This is a genomic window from Hugenholtzia roseola DSM 9546 (assembly GCF_000422585.1).
GTDB classification, from domain to species: domain Bacteria; phylum Bacteroidota; class Bacteroidia; order Cytophagales; family Bernardetiaceae; genus Hugenholtzia; species Hugenholtzia roseola.
In genome coordinates, this window is record NZ_AUGI01000039.1 from 1 (window position 1) to 16,612 (window position 16,612).

The window sequence follows — 16,612 nt, forward strand, 5'->3', positions numbered from 1 at the left end:
ATTTAGGGTTTTATGGCTGGAAACTTCCACAAACAACACTTATTATGCCCCACAAGAAGCCCAAAAATAAGGAACTTACCAAAATACAAAAAGTTCAAAATAGACTACAAAGTAAAGAAAGAGTAAGAATAGAAAATGCGTTTGCACACCTAAAAGCATTACGAATTGTCAAAGAACGAATCAGAACTTACATAGACAAAACAAAAGAAACCGTATTCACCATAGCCGTAGCACTATACAATTTCAGGAAAACTTTTGCCCTAAAAAGAAAAGTCATACGGCTATAATTATTCATAAACTCTATTAGAAAAAGTACAGAAGTCAGACTCTTTTTCAGGCTCTTTGTCAGGCTCTTTGGCAGGTTTTGATACCGATTGGCAGGCAAATCTTTGGCTCTTAGATTTGCGCCCTATCTAAAAAGGTAGTAAAAAATACAGTTGAAAAGCGGCGTGAAAATTTTGCAAATTCGCTTTTTTATCCTAACTTTGCACTCTATTTGCTTTTAGCCTTCAAACCCAAACCGACACGCCCTTGCACCTTTGGCAAGCCTTCTTGGGTCAATCCCTCTTGGGTTTGGATATGAAGTATTTATTTTCAAACTTTGTCATCTTTCGCTTCTCACCTATTCCTTGTCTTCACTTATGGAAACCACGACTACCGTATCTAAAAAACTCGATGCCCTTGTCAAACTACAAGACATTGACTCGCAATTAGACGAAATCAAGAAAATCAAAGGCGACTTGCCCGAAGAAGTGCAAGACTTAGAAGACGAAATCGCGGGTCTGCAAACGCGGATTCAGAAGTTCAAAGGCGAAATCAAGGAATTAGATGCACAGGTCAAGACCCAAGAGCAAGCCATCAAAGAGCATAAAAAGCTCATCGCCAAATACAAAGAGCAGCAAGAAAACGTCCGCAACGACCGTGAGTATCAGGCAATTATGCGCGAAGTAGAAAGCCAAGAGCTGGACATTAAATTAGCCGAAAAAACGATAAACGACCTCAATCGCAAGGTTAGCGATAAGCACAATGAAATCGAAAAGACGCACAACAACCTAACAGAGCGTCAGAAAGATTTAGAAGTAAAACAAAATGAATTGCAGAGTATCATCAAAGAAAGCGAAGAAGATGAGGAAAAACTCTACAAAGAGCGCGAAAAGCGCAAAAAACACGTACCTGATAGCCTTTATTTAGCCTATCAAAAGTTACGCTCGAATGCACGCAACGGCTTGGCGGTTGTGTCGGTAAAGCGCGACGCTTGTGGGGGTTGTTTCAATATCGTGCCGCCGCAGCGTCAGGTTGATGTCAAGGAGCGCAAAAAAATCGTCATCTGTGAGCATTGTGGGCGCATTTTAGCCGATGTAGAGGAGGTAGTGGTAGTAGAAAAGAAACGCACCGTTCGCAAGGCGCGTGCTACAAAAGCCGAAGCCTCCGAAGAATAAAACCAAAGAATAAAACCGAAAAATAAATATAGAGCGCAGCTCGTTTCGAATCTCTAAAAACGTCTTTGAGGCTTTCTTTCCTCGAAGGCGTTTTTTTTTCAAAAAAAATGGCTTTTTTTTGCCAACTTTGCGCCTATCTTGCATCTCTATTTTGCTGCCCAAAATGCAGAAGCAGTAAGGTTAAGTTCTACAAAAAGTCTTGTCTTATCGAAACTGGAAACAAAATAAAATTTGGCTCGAATTCTATTTTTTGGGTCTGAAAACCCCTTCTTGTTTCCCTCTCATTTCGGATAAGAAAACGCCTTGTCTTTGCACGCACCATTTTTTTTAGAACTTAACACTATTGAGTTGCAACGGTTCTTGCCCTTCTGAAAGAGCCACTTTTGAGCAGTCCGCATACAAGTTTTTATTTTCTAACAGTTTTTAAAATTTATTTTTATGATAAAACTAAAAAATAACGTTTATTTTAAAATAACAATTATTCTTGTTATTGTCTTGCTTTTGCTTATTCCTATTTCCATGATTCGCGAACTTATTTCAGAACGCGAAGCCACCCAGCAAGCAGCCATCTACGAGGTTAGCAGCAAATGGGGGGAAGCGCAAACGCTTTCCGGACCTTTTCTATCCATTCCTTATTACAAGTACATCAAGGAATTTTCTAAAAAAGATTCGACAGAAAAGATAGTAAAAATAAAGGAATATTTGCACATTCTCCCCAATCAGCTCACCGTCAAGGGTGAAATCAACCCCGAAGAGCGCAATAGAGGCATTTATGAAATTGTTGTCTATAATTCGAAGCTCACACTTGAAGGCGAATTTTTGGCTCTTGCCCTCGAAGATTTGGACATTAATCCCAAAGATATTCTTTTTGACAAGGCAGAATTTGTCTTGGGCATAGATGATTTGAGAGGCATCGAGGAACAGGTAGAAGTGCGTTGGAATGAGCAGCGCGTTTTGTTTAATCCGGGTGTTTCCTCTACCGATGTCGTTTCAAGTGGCATCAATGCCTTGGTGCAGGTAGGCGAAAAAGATAGCACGCAGTATCGTTTTAGTTTGTCTTTAAATTTAAAAGGCAGCCAGCTTTTGTACTTTACCCCTGTTGGCAAAATTACAGACGTAACCGTCAGCTCAAAATGGGCAAACCCCAGTTTTAATGGCTCTTTCCTGCCCGATACGCGCCAAGTAAGCGAAGCAGGTTTTGAAGCGAATTGGAACGTGCTGCACCTCAATCGCAACTACCCACAAATTTGGACAAACAACCAATACAATATTTCCTCGTCCTCCTTTGGGATTGATTTGCTCCTGCCTGTGGATAACTATCAAAAATCGTATCGCTCCATCAAATACGCCATTCTTTTTATTGCCTTTACCTTCCTCTCCTTTTTCTTTATCGAGGCATTGCACAAAGTCTTTATTCACCCCATTCAATACATTTTGGTAGGCTTTGCCCTTGTCGTCTTTTATACCCTGTTGCTTTCCATTTCCGAGCATCTGCACTACAATCTGGCTTTCGGAATTTCTATGATAGCAACCCTTTTATTAGTGGCAGGCTACATACGCGCCATTTTAAAATCGATGCAGTTGGTCTTGCTCATCTCTGGTATCCTGACTACTTTATACTCCTTTATCTTTGTCATTATCCAACTACAAGACTATGCCCTGCTTATCGGTAGTATCGGTATTTTTATCATTTTAGGATTGGTGATGTATTTTTCACGAAAAATAGATTGGTACAAGCTCAATTTGGGCGAAACCACAGCCGAGCCGCCCACGACTCCCAAAAGTGGCACAGACTAAATTTTGCGCCTGCTTACAAAATATTTTGTTTTCAGGTTTTAAACAAAATTTTATTTCAATCAAACTGCGGACAGGGCAATGCCTTGTCCGCAGTTTGGGCGTTATTGCAAAGATAGAAGTCTTAAATGCACCCCACCCCAAACCCCAGTGATGTTAAATTCTAAAAATCAAATGCAAATGTAGGGACAAGGCATTGCCTTGTCCGCAGTGAGATTGAAATAAAAAAGGACTTTCAGACCCAAAAATAGGGTTCAGTCCAAATTTTATTTTGTTTCTAATTTGACAAAACAAGGCTTTTCGCAGAACTTAACATTACTGCCCCATAGGGCGGGGCTTTAATTCGGAATCATTTTTTTTGCATAAATGCAAAAAAAATGATTTGATTTTCGAACCCTCCCCTATGGGGGGAGGGCAGGGTGCAGTGATGTTAAATTCTAAAAATCAAGTGCAAATGTAGGGACAAGGCATTGCCTTGTCCGCAGCGAGATTGAAATAAAAAAAGGATTTTCAGACCTAAAAAAAAGTCTTTCACCCAAATTTTATTTTGTGTCAAATTTGATAAAACAAGGCTTTTTACAGAACTTAACATCACTGGGGCAGGGTGGGGGTTCAGCAGGCTTGTGCTTCGCACAAGACCCCGTTTTTTGACCTTCTGACCGTTGTAACAACGCCGCAGGAAGATAAAAAAAGAGAAGCCTTTTCATAAGGACTTCTCTTTTTATTTTTTGTTTTGAAACGATAAGCCGTTTGTTATTCTTCTACTTCTGCGGCTTCGTCTTCTTTAACAAATTGAATCACCATCTTACCTTTGTGGTATAGATTGCCTTCGTGAAAATAAGCATGGTGATAAAGGTGAGATTCGCCTGTGGTAGCACAAGTAGTAATGGCTTTAGGTTCACAAGCATGGTGCGTGCGGCGTTTGTCGCGGCGAGCTTTGGAGTGTCTTCGTCTGGGATTTGGCATATCGCAAAATTCGTTTGGAATTTACAATTTTAAGAATAAAATAAAAAAGGCAAAACGACCATAGAGTGCTGGCAAGTGGGCTTTCCCACTATAAGCCTATTAGAAAGATACTAACGCGGCTTATCAGACTTATTGGGCTTATTTTGTAATTTTTTAAGGGCTTCCCAACGCGGGTCTATCGCGTCGGAGTCGGTTTGCTGTGGGTCTTCGGCTTCTTGTGAAGAATAAACCCAAAGCGGCTTGTTGTCGTCTTTGTCGGGGTCTTGCTCTTGTACAAAACGGGGGTGTAGCTTCTTCATCGGAACTGCCAAAGCGACAAATTCGAAGAGATACGTACCCAAAGCAAGGTGAGGCGTGTGTGGCGTGATGAGCATGAGGTTCTCCGAAACTTCCTGCTCTTTCTCACCGTATTTAAAGATGATTTCCTCCTTTATTTTGATAGGATAATCAAACTCATCTAAGGAACGGTCGCAGATAAGGCGTATCGTTCCCTTGATTTGAAAGACCACACGAATCAGGCGTTCGCTTTTTTCCAAAACCACCACAGCATCGCAATTCCCTGCCTCAAGGAGCGGACTTTGAAAATACGCAAAAAAGTCATCTTCCATAAGAAAATGATACTGATGCGTGCCATTGCGCAGCGCAATAATCTCTATCTCAAAAGCCTTTAAATTTTTTAGCACCTTATTGGGGGTTGTCGTTAAGATGACTGTTTTGAGGTTTAAGGCTGCAAAGATAGCGATTTTTTTCAATAAGCCAACTTTTGAGAAGGACTTTTTTGCTTTTTTGCCGTTTTTTAGCTCCGCAGCGGCAGCCAACCAAAACAAGCAAGTAAGGGCAAGACAGAGCCTTGCCCGAAGTGGAATTGGAAACGCAGCCTACTTTCAGACCCAAGCCCAATTTTTATTAGACCAACCAACTATAAGGATAGTTTTCATCTAAATACGACATCGCTTGTTCGGTTAGATAAAGCGGTCGGAAGGTGTCTATCATAACGGCATACTCATGGGTGTCTTTTTTTCCAATGCTGCCCTCGTAAGTACCAGGGTGGGGACCATGGGGCAGTCCGCCAGGGTGAATCGTAAAAGAACCTCTATCAATGCCCTTTCTGCTCATAAAATCGCCTTCGGCATAGAAAAGCACTTCGTCGGAATCGATGTTGGAATGGTTGTAGGGGGCAGGAATCGCCTCTGGGTGATAGTCGAAAAGACGTGGCACAAAAGAACAAATCACAAAGGCATTTGCCGCTTGGAAGGTCTGATGCACAGGTGGCGGCTGATGGATTCTGCCCGTAATTGGCTCAAAATCATAGATAGAAAGCGTATAAGGGTACAAACAGCCGTCCCAACCGACTAAATCAAGAGGCGAAGTATCGTAAAGGTGCTGATGAAGAAAATTACCTTTTTTTGTAATAATCAAGGTTTCTTTTGGCTCTTTTTCCGTAACAAGTTCCTGTGGCGGGTGAATATCGCGCTCACAATAAGGCGAATGTTCGAGAAGTTGCCCCATCTCATTGCGGTAGCGGCTAACGGTTTCGATAGGCGCACGCGATTCGGTGATAAGCAAACGCACCTCCTCTACCTTATCAAAATCGAGGCGATAGACGGTAGTACGCGGAATGACGACATAATCGCCCTTTACAAAGCGCAATTTCCCTTGTGGCGAAAAAAGGTAGCCACTGCCATCATGGACGTACAAGACTTCGTCGGCTTCCCCATTTTTGTAGAAATAATCCATCGTATTTTCAGAGGGATTGCAGATAGAAATCACACAATCTTGGTTCGCCAAAAGCGGCAAACGTGCCTTTAAAAAATCTGCCCCTGTACGCTCGGCAAGGCAGGTTTTGAGGTGCATAGGCTGCAAGGGAAAATCCTCTTTGCGCTCGATTCGCAGGGGAATGGGAGCTAACACTTTTTTGATGCGCGTAGGCGGATACAAGTGGTAGAGGTTTGAATAGATGCCTGAAAAGCCATAAGAGCTGACCAATTCCTCGTGATAGAGGCTACCATCGGGCTGTCTGAATTGGGTATGCCTTTTGGGAGGAATCTGACCCAAACGATAATAATAACTCATAAAAATAATTTGTTTAGGTTGTAAATTGGAATAAGGTGGAGAATAGGCAGTTGGGTAAGTTCTACGAAAGGCAACAGATTTGCAAATTTGAGACGAAATAAAATTTGGGTTAAAGCCTAAGACTTTTGAAGCATCTTGGAAAGTCTTAGAGTTTGTTGCAATATTGTGTTTCTATCCAGACTCGAAAAAGACTGTGCCTTGTTGTTCCTACGAATAGCCATGTTTTTTTAGAACTTAACCTTACTGAAAATGGGGACTGAAAATAAAGACTGAAAATAGGGTCGGATTGGGACTTGTTTTGATTGGCGAAAATTAGCAAATTTGAGGCAGACTGCCAAATAAAAACAATCGACCTGCCGCAGGTCAGAGCCACTTTAAAGCCTGCTGTGCGTCGTCGAAATCTTGGCGGCTGCCCGCCACTTCTTGGTAATTTTCGTGTCCCTTTCCTGCAATCAGCACAATATCGCCCTTTTGAGCGCGTGCCAATGCCGCAGCGATAGCTTGCGCTCGGTCAGTGAGGCGTTGGTAGTTTGTTTTTTGTATCAATTCCCCTTTTATCCCTGCCTCCATTTGGTCTAAGATGCTTTCAGGGTCTTCAAAACGCGGATTATCGGAAGTTAGGAAGACAAAATCGCTCTTTTCTACCGCCATACGCGCCATAATCGGACGCTTGGCAGCATCTCTATTTCCACCACAACCCACAACGGTAATGATTTTTTGAATCGGCGTGCGCACTTTCAAAAGGGTATCCAAAACATTTTCTAAGGCATCAGGCGTATGGGCATAATCCACAACTGCATATTTGCCACTTGCCCCCGTAAGCGATTGAAAACGCCCTTTTACGCCTCTCAAAGCCGAAAGCGCACGCAAGACTTCCCCTTTTTCCTCGCCTAATAGCAGTGCTACACTATAAACTGCCAAAAGATTGTAGGCATTAAAAGCCCCTACAAGTTGGGTATAAATGGTCGTTTCTTCTATTTCTAATACCAAACCCGAAATAAGATTATCTACAATTTTAGCTCTAAAATCGGCTAAGGATTTCAAACCAAAAGTATAATGATTTGCCTGACAATTTTGCAACATCACGCTGCCACGCTTGTCGTCTTGATTGACCAAAGCGAAAGCCGTATCAGAAAGTCCGTCAAAAAATCCTTTTTTAGCTTTGATATAAGCCTCAAAAGTTTTATGATAATCTAAATGGTCGTGTGAAATGTTGGTAAAGACTGCCCCTGCAAAATGCAACCCTTCGATGCGTTTTTGCACAACCGCATGCGAGCTTACTTCCATAAAAGCAAAAGCACACCTTGCCTCTACCATTTGCGCAAGCAAACGGTTGATTTCCAAAGGGTTAGGCGTAGTATGGGTAGCGGTTAGGATTTGGTCTTTGATGCGATTTTCTATCGTAGAAAGCAAGCCCACATTGTAGCCTAAGGCTTGAAAAAGTTGGTACAAAAGTGTAACCGTTGTGGTCTTGCCATTTGTACCCGTAACGCCCACTAATTGCAACTTTTGAGAAGGAAAATCGTAGTAGGCGGCGGCTAAATGTGCTAAGGCGGCGGCAGTGTCAGGAACAAGCACAAAGGCAATCTCTTGATTTTGAGGCACTTGCAGCGAATCTATGGGCGGCACTTGCTCACAGACAATCAGACTTGCGCCTGCTGCTATCGCTTGGGGAATAAATTGGTGTCCATCGGTTTGTGTGCCGCGCAGGGCTATATAGGCATCACCCAACTGCACCTGACGCGAATCGAACCCAAGGTTGGCAATCGTATCGGGAAGCGTTCCTTGTATTTTTTTGTTAGAAAGGGCGGCAAGAAGCCGCAGCGTATCCTTCATCGGATTTGGCATGGCGTTTTTGGTACAATAAGAAAGAGAAAACAGGGAAACAGAAAAAACCTTGTATTTTCGAGTTTTTAACGAAATAAAATTTGGACTTAAACCCTAAGGGTCTTCAAGACCCTTAGGGTTTTTGGGGCATAGGACAAGGCAATGCCTTGTCCCTACATTCGAACTTAATTTTTAGAATTTAACATCACGGCTCTCAAAGAGGCTAAGAATTTCGTTCCTGTGCTAATTGGCGAAAGAGTTGGCGTTCTTTTTCGGTCAGATTTTTAGGCAAATCAATTTCAATCTTGACATAGAGGTCGCCTTTTTGGTCTTCTTTGTCGTAATTGGGCAGCCCTTTTCCTTTGAAGCGAAAGATTTTACCATTTGGCGTTTCGGCAGGCAGGGGAAATTTGATGATGCCGTCCATAGTGCGGACATTGATGTCGTCGCCTAAAATGGCTTTGTAGAGCGGCACTTTGAGGAAAGAATTAAGGTCGTCGCCGTCGCGCTCGAAGGTCGGGTGCTTTTCTACTTTCAACTCGATAATCAAATCCTCCCCTGCATTGCCTTTTCCTTTGAGCCTCAATTTTTGCCCATCTCGGACTCCTGCCTTAATCTTGATGCGCAGCCTTTCGCCATCGGCGCGTGTCAAGATGCGCGTCGTACCTGCATAGACTTCCTCCAAAGAGAGCGTCAGTTGGGCGGTAGTTTCGGGGCGGCGGCGCGTCTGGTTGCGCGAGTTTTCGTCTTTTTCTCTATCTCCAAAAATATTAAAACGTTTCAGAATATCAGCGAAGCCCTCACCGAAGATGTCTTTAAATTCTGCACCTTCACCTGTCGCATTTCCTGTGTTTCCTGTATAATTTCCGCCTCCTGCGCCTGTAAATTGTCCCCATTTAGAGCCGATAAGGTCGTATTGTTTGCGCTTTTGGGGGTCGCTTAATACGTCGTAGGCTTCTCCAATGTCTTTAAATCGCTTTTCGGCGATAGGGTCATTTTGATTTCTATCGGGGTGGTATTTTTTAGCCAGTTCGCGGTATGCTTTCTTAATTTCCTCGGCGGAGGCGTTTTTTTTCACACCTAAAATTTTGTAATAATCTCTGTATTCCATGTGGTCGAAAATCAAGGGTTTCTAATGGGAAAGTTTTGGCACTTCGAAAAAATGCGTGTCCTGCACAAAGATAGCGATAATTAGAAAGAATGAACCTATTTTTTGTAGCCAAAGCCACAAAAAGAACAAACGCCAAACTTGCGCTTGGCGTTGTGTTGTCTTGTAAAATTATTTAGAATAGAAAGCAGGGCAGTATTTATTTTAGAAGGCAACCCCTACGCTAAGTCCGAAACGCGGCACCATGCCCTGAAACTGCCTTCCAAAAATCCCCTCACCCCAAGGATGACGAAAGTCGGGAATGTCGCTCAAAGAGGTCGTATTGTCCGTACCTGTGTAGCGCAAACCGCCGCCCACGTAGGCATCAATCACGACGTGTTCCCAAAGTGTGCGCTGAAAGCCAAGCATTACGCCCGGATTGAGGGCAAAGATTTTTTCGTTGATGTCGGCATCGAGGGTGATGCTGGTATTGGTATTAGGGTCGAAGATGGTAAAATTTCGCACTTCGTAATCGTTGCTAAAATATTCGGCACGTAGGTAAGCCGCCACATAAACGCCCTGTTGGAAGGGCTTATCTTTGCGCCCGCGTTGTGTTTTGAAGGGCGAAGCATAGTAGCGATATTGCAATTCTCCGCTGATGCCCGTTTCGCTATAATCATAACTATTCCAACTCCAATTATTCATCGTTCCACCACCTGCTGTGGGCGCAAGGTAGAGCGAAAGGCTACGGTTCATGGAAGGAGAAAGGAAAAACTCTCCGCCAATTTGAAAAGTATTGCGCAAAAACTGCTGTGGCGTAACTTTAATAATGGTTCTTTTTTCGGTCAGCGGCGTAAGTTGCTGCTCTGCCTCTCCTTGTGCATAGCTTGAAAAGTGAAACAAGCCTAAAAACGCAAGACCGCAAGCGAGAGCTATTTTTTTGAGGGTTCTTTTTTGAAGGTACATCATTTGGTAAGAAATAAAATAAAGACTAACTTTCGACTCATTTGGGAAAAAGCAAACCTGCGCACGCTTTCTCTTTCGCCATTCTGACGCAAAGGTAAAACAAAATGCTGCAAAGTTTGTCCAAAGCCTTGCGTTTATGTCCCCTTGGGCGGACTTTTATCGCGCCCCAGAATAATCATCAACTATTGCTCAACTATTCTTCAACCATTCTTCAACTATTTTCTCTGCCTATCTTTTTCTATCTCTATACATTCTATCTCTATACGGTCTATCTTTATGCGTCAATTTCTCAAAAAAATAAATCCCTTCAAACGCGCCTTCTCTGAAAGTGAGCGCGAAAAAATACAGTTTTTAAAACGAAACACCCTCTTCCAAACCCTTTCCGAAGAAGAAATTGCACGCTTTCTGCCCTACCTACACCTGCGCGAATACCAACAGGAGGAAGTTATTTTTTTTAGAAACGACCCAAGCCAAGCCCTTTATCTCATCAAAAGCGGCAGTGTCCGTTTGGCGTTAGATGTGCAAGAAAAGTTTGAAGAATTGGTCATTTTGAAGGCGCACGACCACATGGGCGAAAATAGCCTGCTCGAATCTTCGAGCCGCCTCTACAATGCCATTAGCTGTGAGGCAGAAACCGAAGTCTATCTCATTCCACAAATCAACCTACAAGAAATTTTAAGAAGCGACCTGACCTTAAAAGCAAAACTGCACGAAGCCCTCCTCAACGATTGGAACAGACACACGCATGCCCTTTTCAAAATCTACCGCGAATCCTTTGCCTTCTTCGAGTTGGGCAAAGCCTATTTTTCCGACCATTTCTAATACAGTAGCCCTAAATAGGCGCGTCAGATAGAACTTTCTAAAAAAAATAAAACCCTATTGTAACGTTTTCCTACCCAAATTGCGTCATGGCAAGGAGCGCAAGCTACGCCCTTTTTCGTTTTGCCTCTCCCTATTTACATTCCAAAAATATGCAATTTTATAGAAAAAAATTTACTCAATTCTTCGGAATCCTCCTGCTAATAGCCTCCTTACAAGGCTGTTATACCACCGACATAGAACTCGACGGGCGCACAGGTTTGCCCAAAACCAAGCATCAGCCCATCTACCTGACGCGCAGCGAATTGGAAAGCTCTGTCAAACTCTTGCCCTCACGCCCCCTCAAAAAGACAGGCAAGATTTATCTCTATCAAAATTATTTGCTTATCAATGAGCTATACGAGGGGATTCATGTCTTTGACAACCGAAACCCACGCAATCCAAACCCGATTGGCTTTATACAAATTCCTGCCAACGTCGATATGGCGGTCAAAGATGGTTATCTCTATGTCGATAATAGTGTAGATTTGGTTACGATAAACATTCAAAATTTGCCACAGATTCAGATTACAGAACGCCTACGCGAGGTTTTTCCCGAAGGCAACCTGACAACTCCCCCCGACGGCTTGGGCTTTACCCCCGACCCCGACAAGGGTTATGTGATTGGTTGGAAATAAGCCTTCCACTTTCAAATGCCTTCTCTTTATACAAAATTTGAATCTTTTTGAATCTTTTTGAATCTTATCAATATGAAAATCAGATACACAAAATATAAACTGCTCACAGCCCTTTTCCTGCTCCTTGCCGTAGGATTTTCCGCCTGTGAAAACAACGCCGAATTTGCCGTTTCCGACGGCGGCGGCGGCAGTGGCGCAAACAAAGGCGGCTCTTTGGCGCGTTTCACCGTCAAAGGCGACTACCTCTATACCGTCAGCGAAGGGCGCAGGCTCAATACCTTTTCTTTGCAGCAAGCCGACAAGCCCACTTTCGCTTCTACTACCAATTTGCGCTTTGAAAACGTAGAAACCATTTTTCCATACCAAAATTACCTATTTTTTGGCACACAAAATGGTATGCTTATTTACAGTTTAGAAAATCCTATTTCGCCTACTTTTGTATCCGAAATTACGCACGTCCGTAGTTACGACCCTGTGGTAGCACAAGGGAATTGGGCTTATGTAACCTTGCGCAATGGTAGGAACTTCGGTATCAACGAGTTACAAGTGATTTCTATTGCCGATATGCGCCGCCCAACGCTGATGCGCCAATATCCAATGCACGCGCCCGCAGGTTTGAGCATAGAAAACGATTTGCTTTTTATCTGTGACGGAGAGGAAGGCTTGAAGGTATTTAACGCCGCCGACCCGCTCAATCTTAGCCTACTACAATCTTTTCCCGACCTACACGCCAAAGACGTTATCACCCACCAAAACCTCTTGATTTTGATTGGTGAAGACGGCTTGCGCCAATATTATTTCACACCCGACGGCACGATGGAAAAACTCTGTGAGATTTTGGTACAAGAATAAAACTTTATACTTTGTAGGGACAAGGCAATGCCTTGTCCTATGCCCCAAACCCTAAGGGTCTTGAAGGCCCTTAGGGTTTAAGCCCAAATTTCATTTCGTGTCAAATTTGAAAAAACTGTAATAAAACAAGACTTTTCACAGAACTTAACAACGCTGGGGTTTGGGGTGGGGTGCATCTAAGACTTTTATCGTTGCAACAATGCCTTAGAAAACGGGCGAAGCTGGGCTTTAAGCTACTTTAAAATAACCTAAACTCACTTAATTTTGAAAAATTTACATTTTGGTTTGATTGGAAAAAAATTGGGACACTCTTTTTCCCAAAAATATTTTACTGCCAAATTTGAGGCGCAAAATCTGCCCTTTCACTATGCCCTTTTTGAGATGGATACCCTTGTAGAAGTTAGAGATTTGATAAAAAAATATCCCAATTTACGCGGCTTGAATGTAACCATTCCCTACAAAAAACAGATTTTCGACTATTTAGACGAAATAGACACACAGGCACAACGTTTGGGTGCAGTCAATACCATTCTTATCGATGAAAAAACAAAAAAGTGGAAAGGCTTTAACACCGACTATATCGGATTTGAGAAAAGTTTAGTAGATTTTTATATTTTAAATCAAAATTTAAAACATAAAAAGAAAGCCTTAGTGATAGGAAATGGCGGCGCAGCGGCGGCAGTTTTTGCAGTTTTGCAAGACTACCAAATTGAGTATCAGGCAGTAAGCCGCCAAAAATCGGCAACCGTAGATTGGTCTTACGAAGATTTTTCTATGCCTTTATTTTTAGAACAAAATCCTTATTTTTTCTCAAATTTTGATTTATTTATACAAACTACTCCCTTGGGCATGGCAGGCACACCAAATTACGAGCAAAGTTTGCCCCCTCTGCCTACTTATTTTTATGATACCATCGACCCAAATCAATTTTTTATAGATTTAATTTACAATCCCGAAAAAACCCTTTTTTTAGAAAAAGCCCAACAAAAGGGCGCGAAAATAGAAAATGGCTTGCCCATGTTGTATGGACAAGCCGAAGCCGCTTGGCAAATTTGGTATCAAGAATCAAATAAAATTTGACCTAAAAAGACAAATATCTTTTTTATTTGTTTTGCGCTTTTCCACCAAAATTTCGCAAATTGTAGCTAAAAGTAAGCATAAAATATCGCTGCAAAACAAGTGAGCGCAAGTCTTCTACATAGGTTTCGGTTACATTACGGGAAATGTTATTGTTTTGCCCCAAAAGGTCGAAGACGGTGGCTTTTAGTTCGGCTCGTTCGTCTTTCAAAAAGCGTTTGCCTATGCCCAAATTAACCAAAAAGAAGGACTGATTGAAGGCTTCGCCCAAGCCTGTGAAAAGAGAGTGTTGGGTATTTCCTTCAAAAAGAAAACCTTTAAAAAGCCCTTTATCTACAACCCAAGTCCATTTGGCAGAGAGCGTTTGGTAGTAAAAATTATTGTCTAATTCGGGTTGTAAGGAATTGCGCACGATACTATAATTTCCATTATAGCCCAAAGTAAAGTCTAAATTTTGGCTAATATTACTACTCAAAACAAGTCCCTGATTGAAAGCATAGGTCGCTGCCGTATTGCGCAAATCATTGATAAGGCTGGGCGTATTGCGAAAATCTAAACCAATATTAAAGTTAAGATTTGAACGCAATTTTTTGAGTGGCACGCCATAAGTAACAACCGTTCTCAAATTGAAAGCCCCGTCTAAATTTACAGGGCGGTCTAATTGAGAGCCTGCTGCAAGGGGAAGGGCTTGCTCTCCCACGCCAATCAGCGTGTCTGTTTGCGCGATATAAGAGGCATTTCCTATATAATTTTGTGTATAATCTGCATAGAAAAAGAAAAACAAACTGCTTACTTTATCGGTATTATTGCTCGAATAGCGTGTAATAAAACGATGCGTATAAGCCTGCGCAAGGTCTTGATTGCCAATGCGCAACAGAATAGGATTGCTATTATCCAAGACATTTTGCAACTGATTGACGTTTGGCTCTTGTGTAGAAGTGCGATAGATAAGGCGCAAAGCCCTATCTTCACTCAAATTAAAGCGCACAAAGGCAAAAGGTAGCAGGTTTTGAAAGTGACGCTGGATTTGATTTTGTAGCGGAAAACTTTGTTTATTATCTAATTGCGCATATTGATAAGTAAGCGAAGTAGAGATAATTATTTTTTCACTTCTGTATCTATAACCAATATTGGGCTGATGGCTTTGGTATTGGCTTTCAAAACGGTTTGAAAGAGCTGAATCGAGCAAGTTGAACTTTTCGAGGTCGGCATTAAAGGCGTTGGTTTCGCGCTCGGCTTGGCTAAAAGTGAGGTTATTGCGATAGCCAAAACTAAGTTGTGCCTTTTTTCCGATAGGTTCAGTATAGGTCAGATTGCTATTAAAATTGCGGCTATCACTTTGATTATCAGCAAGTTGGCGGATAGAATCGAGCAGGAAAATTTCGCCTGTTTGGTAGTATTCGTTCAACGCCTCTAATTGGGTCTGGGTCTGATTGTTTTGAAGCCTCACGCCCAAATTGAGCGAGAGCGTGCGCCCTTCCTTTTTAAATTTGTGTCGCCAAAGCGCGTCATTGACAAAATTGTAAGCCGCAATTTGGGTATTGTTGTCGTTCAAACTGCGATTGAGCAATTCACTTAGGGCTTCAAGATTAGAGGCTGCGCCTAAGGTAGTTTGGGCGTTGAGCAAACTATTTTGGGTGTTGCTTTGCAGACTTAGTCTTGGCGTTAGTATTAGTTCGTTTTTGTCATCAATTTTATACTCTAAACGAACATTAAATCGATGGTTTTGATTCGTCGTTTGGTTGTCGTTGTTTTCATTATAGACCTGATTTTGCGATTCGGAAAGGAAAAAATTTCTATCGGTAAGCTGCAAATTTTCAATTTCGGCGCGATTGAAAAAGTAGCTGCCCGAAATTTTAATTTTTTTGCCCCATTCGTCGCTATAATTGATGCCCAAAGCCTGCGAAGTGGCAATGCCATTTTGCTGCCCTACCAAAAAACTTTCCGTTTCGTTGCGATTCCAGCCTCCTCTGCCGCCCCTTCTGCGCCCTCTGCCGCCATTTTGCTGCGAAACGCTCATAGCACCTGCCAAATCTTCGGTAGCGAAATTTTGCTGATTGATGTTATTAGCCAAACCGACAATGGAAAGGCGGCGTTTTTCGGTAAAAAAGTTCATATTGCCTCCTGCCTGATAGCGGTCTTGGTCGCCGTAACCTGCAAAAATACGTCCGAAATTGCCTGTTCTCATTTCAGGTTTTGTAACGATATTGATAATTTTTTGTGTTTCACCGTCTTGAAAGCCTGTGAATTGCGCTTGGTCGCTTTGTCTATCTATGATTTGGATTTTTTGAATGACCTCGGCAGGCAGATTTTTAAGCACTGCATTTGGGTCATCACCAAAAAAGGGCTTGCCATCTACCCAAACCTGTTTTACTTCTTCGCCTTGTGCTTTTACTGTGCCATTTTCTATCGAAATAGAGGGCATTTTTTGAATTAAATCATCAGCATTTGCATTTTTTTGAGTCTGAAAGGCATTGGCGTTGAGTTCGGTCGTGTCCCCTTTCTGGACAGCTATCACCTGCTGCCCCTCTACTACTACGTCTTGTAGAATTTCGCTACTTGCCTTCAAAGCGATTGTGCCTAAGTTTAGATTTTGGTCTAAAATGCTGACTGTCAAGATTTTATCTTCATAGCCTATAAACTTTATTGCCACTTGATAAGTTTGGCTTGGCAATGAGGCAATCTTAAAATCCCCATTCGGGTCGGTTACTGCTGCTCCCGCCTGCCCCGCTTCTGGGTTTTCGAGGGGCGAAAGCACAACGGTAGCACCAATTAGCGGTGTATTGTCGGCTGCATCTATGATTTTACCCAAAACTTTATATTGGTTTTGTGCAAAAACATTGAAAAGAGAGAAGTTTGCGATAAACAAACTCAATAAAAAGCCAAAAGCGTAGTGATGAAAAGTAGAGTTTTTCATTTTCGTATTATTTTTTGTATTATTTTTAAAGAAATGTAGTCGTCCTTTTTTTAGAAAAACACAAAAGCCGCTTTCCTAAGAAGGGCAAGGAGAAAAAACAATGTAAGATAGACCCTCA

Annotated in this window: 14 protein-coding genes and 1 pseudogene; 7 read left to right on the plus strand and 8 right to left on the minus strand. The window is 42.3% G+C overall.

The genetic code is table 11. The features are described 5' to 3' along the window. Positions 1–44: 44 nt before the first annotated feature. Positions 45–182, plus strand: a pseudogene (locus G500_RS26565) (IS5-like element ISRfsp3 family transposase); the annotation flags it as partial. Positions 183–187: 5 nt separating this feature from the next. Here G500_RS26565 and G500_RS26355 read toward each other — a convergent pair. After that, positions 188–385 carry a hypothetical protein gene (locus G500_RS26355; RefSeq protein ID WP_245574457.1) on the minus strand — a complete coding sequence of 66 codons (198 nt, stop codon included), beginning with the start codon at positions 383–385 and terminating at the stop codon, positions 188–190. A gap of 256 nt (positions 386–641) precedes the next feature. On the opposite strand from G500_RS26355, the gene G500_RS0104280 reads away from it, so the two are divergent. After that, positions 642–1,439, plus strand: a complete 798-nt coding sequence (locus G500_RS0104280; protein ID WP_027001685.1) for a zinc ribbon domain-containing protein — start codon at positions 642–644, stop codon at positions 1,437–1,439. Positions 1,440–1,877: 438 nt separating this feature from the next. Beyond that, on the plus strand, positions 1,878–3,236 hold the full coding sequence (creD, locus tag G500_RS22305) for a cell envelope integrity protein CreD (protein WP_051203278.1): 1,359 nt from the start codon (positions 1,878–1,880) through the stop codon (positions 3,234–3,236). A gap of 750 nt (positions 3,237–3,986) precedes the next feature. On the opposite strand, the gene rpmF is transcribed toward creD, so the two are convergent. The 6 genes from rpmF to G500_RS0104330 all read right to left on the minus strand — a co-directional run bounded on the left by rpmF (position 3,987) and on the right by G500_RS0104330 (position 10,155). Further along, positions 3,987–4,199 (minus strand): 50S ribosomal protein L32, encoded by a 213-nt coding sequence (rpmF, locus tag G500_RS0104305; protein ID WP_027001686.1) that lies wholly within the window; start codon positions 4,197–4,199, stop codon positions 3,987–3,989. 110 nt (positions 4,200–4,309) lie between these two features. Further along, entirely contained in the window at positions 4,310–4,951 is a 642-nt protein-coding gene (locus G500_RS0104310; protein ID WP_154657008.1) for a YceD family protein, read from the minus strand. 154 nt (positions 4,952–5,105) lie between these two features. Then, positions 5,106–6,272, minus strand: a complete 1,167-nt coding sequence (locus G500_RS0104315; RefSeq protein WP_027001688.1) for a homogentisate 1,2-dioxygenase — start codon at positions 6,270–6,272, stop codon at positions 5,106–5,108. 363 nt (positions 6,273–6,635) lie between these two features. Beyond that, positions 6,636–8,108: a UDP-N-acetylmuramoyl-L-alanyl-D-glutamate--2,6-diaminopimelate ligase gene (locus tag G500_RS0104320; RefSeq protein ID WP_027001689.1), complete on the minus strand. Its 1,473-nt coding sequence runs from the start codon at positions 8,106–8,108 to the stop codon at positions 6,636–6,638. A gap of 214 nt (positions 8,109–8,322) precedes the next feature. Then, complete coding sequence (locus G500_RS0104325; protein WP_027001690.1) at positions 8,323–9,225, minus strand: DnaJ C-terminal domain-containing protein; 903 nt, start codon at positions 9,223–9,225, stop codon at positions 8,323–8,325. 186 nt (positions 9,226–9,411) lie between these two features. After that, on the minus strand, positions 9,412–10,155 hold the full coding sequence (locus G500_RS0104330; protein WP_154657009.1) for a hypothetical protein: 744 nt from the start codon (positions 10,153–10,155) through the stop codon (positions 9,412–9,414). A 273-nt stretch (positions 10,156–10,428) separates the two neighbouring features. On the opposite strand from G500_RS0104330, the gene G500_RS0104340 reads away from it, so the two are divergent. The 4 genes from G500_RS0104340 to G500_RS0104355 all read left to right on the plus strand — a co-directional run bounded on the left by G500_RS0104340 (position 10,429) and on the right by G500_RS0104355 (position 13,580). Further along, positions 10,429–10,974 (plus strand): cyclic nucleotide-binding domain-containing protein, encoded by a 546-nt coding sequence (locus G500_RS0104340; protein WP_035756298.1) that lies wholly within the window; start codon positions 10,429–10,431, stop codon positions 10,972–10,974. Positions 10,975–11,123: 149 nt separating this feature from the next. Further along, on the plus strand, positions 11,124–11,648 hold the full coding sequence (locus tag G500_RS22310; protein ID WP_154657010.1) for an LVIVD repeat-containing protein: 525 nt from the start codon (positions 11,124–11,126) through the stop codon (positions 11,646–11,648). 72 nt (positions 11,649–11,720) lie between these two features. Beyond that, positions 11,721–12,500 carry an LVIVD repeat-containing protein gene (locus G500_RS0104350; RefSeq protein ID WP_154657011.1) on the plus strand — a complete coding sequence of 260 codons (780 nt, stop codon included), beginning with the start codon at positions 11,721–11,723 and terminating at the stop codon, positions 12,498–12,500. Between the two features lie 264 nt (positions 12,501–12,764). Next, on the plus strand, positions 12,765–13,580 hold the full coding sequence (locus tag G500_RS0104355) for a shikimate dehydrogenase family protein (RefSeq protein ID WP_027001694.1): 816 nt from the start codon (positions 12,765–12,767) through the stop codon (positions 13,578–13,580). Between the two features lie 22 nt (positions 13,581–13,602). Here the strand turns inward: G500_RS0104355 and G500_RS0104360 are convergent, their stop codons facing one another. After that, positions 13,603–16,494 carry a TonB-dependent receptor gene (locus G500_RS0104360; protein WP_051203282.1) on the minus strand — a complete coding sequence of 964 codons (2,892 nt, stop codon included), beginning with the start codon at positions 16,492–16,494 and terminating at the stop codon, positions 13,603–13,605. Positions 16,495–16,612: the final 118 nt, after the last annotated feature.

What these genes read in the sequence shown, in the direction of transcription:
- G500_RS0104350 (WP_154657011.1), top strand. Translation starts at nt 11,721, where the DNA reads ATGAAAATCAGATACACAAAATATAAACTGCTCACAGCCCTTTTCCTG.
- G500_RS0104315 (WP_027001688.1), bottom strand. Translation starts at nt 6,272, where the DNA reads ATGAGTTATTATTATCGTTTGGGTCAGATTCCTCCCAAAAGGCATACC.
- G500_RS0104360 (WP_051203282.1), bottom strand. Translation starts at nt 16,494, where the DNA reads ATGAAAAACTCTACTTTTCATCACTACGCTTTTGGCTTTTTATTGAGT.
- creD (WP_051203278.1), top strand. Translation starts at nt 1,878, where the DNA reads ATGATAAAACTAAAAAATAACGTTTATTTTAAAATAACAATTATTCTT.
- G500_RS0104330 (WP_154657009.1), bottom strand. Translation starts at nt 10,155, where the DNA reads ATGATGTACCTTCAAAAAAGAACCCTCAAAAAAATAGCTCTCGCTTGC.
- G500_RS0104280 (WP_027001685.1), top strand. Translation starts at nt 642, where the DNA reads ATGGAAACCACGACTACCGTATCTAAAAAACTCGATGCCCTTGTCAAA.
- G500_RS22310 (WP_154657010.1), top strand. Translation starts at nt 11,124, where the DNA reads ATGCAATTTTATAGAAAAAAATTTACTCAATTCTTCGGAATCCTCCTG.
- G500_RS0104340 (WP_035756298.1), top strand. Translation starts at nt 10,429, where the DNA reads ATGCGTCAATTTCTCAAAAAAATAAATCCCTTCAAACGCGCCTTCTCT.
- rpmF (WP_027001686.1), bottom strand. Translation starts at nt 4,199, where the DNA reads ATGCCAAATCCCAGACGAAGACACTCCAAAGCTCGCCGCGACAAACGC.
- G500_RS0104320 (WP_027001689.1), bottom strand. Translation starts at nt 8,108, where the DNA reads ATGAAGGATACGCTGCGGCTTCTTGCCGCCCTTTCTAACAAAAAAATA.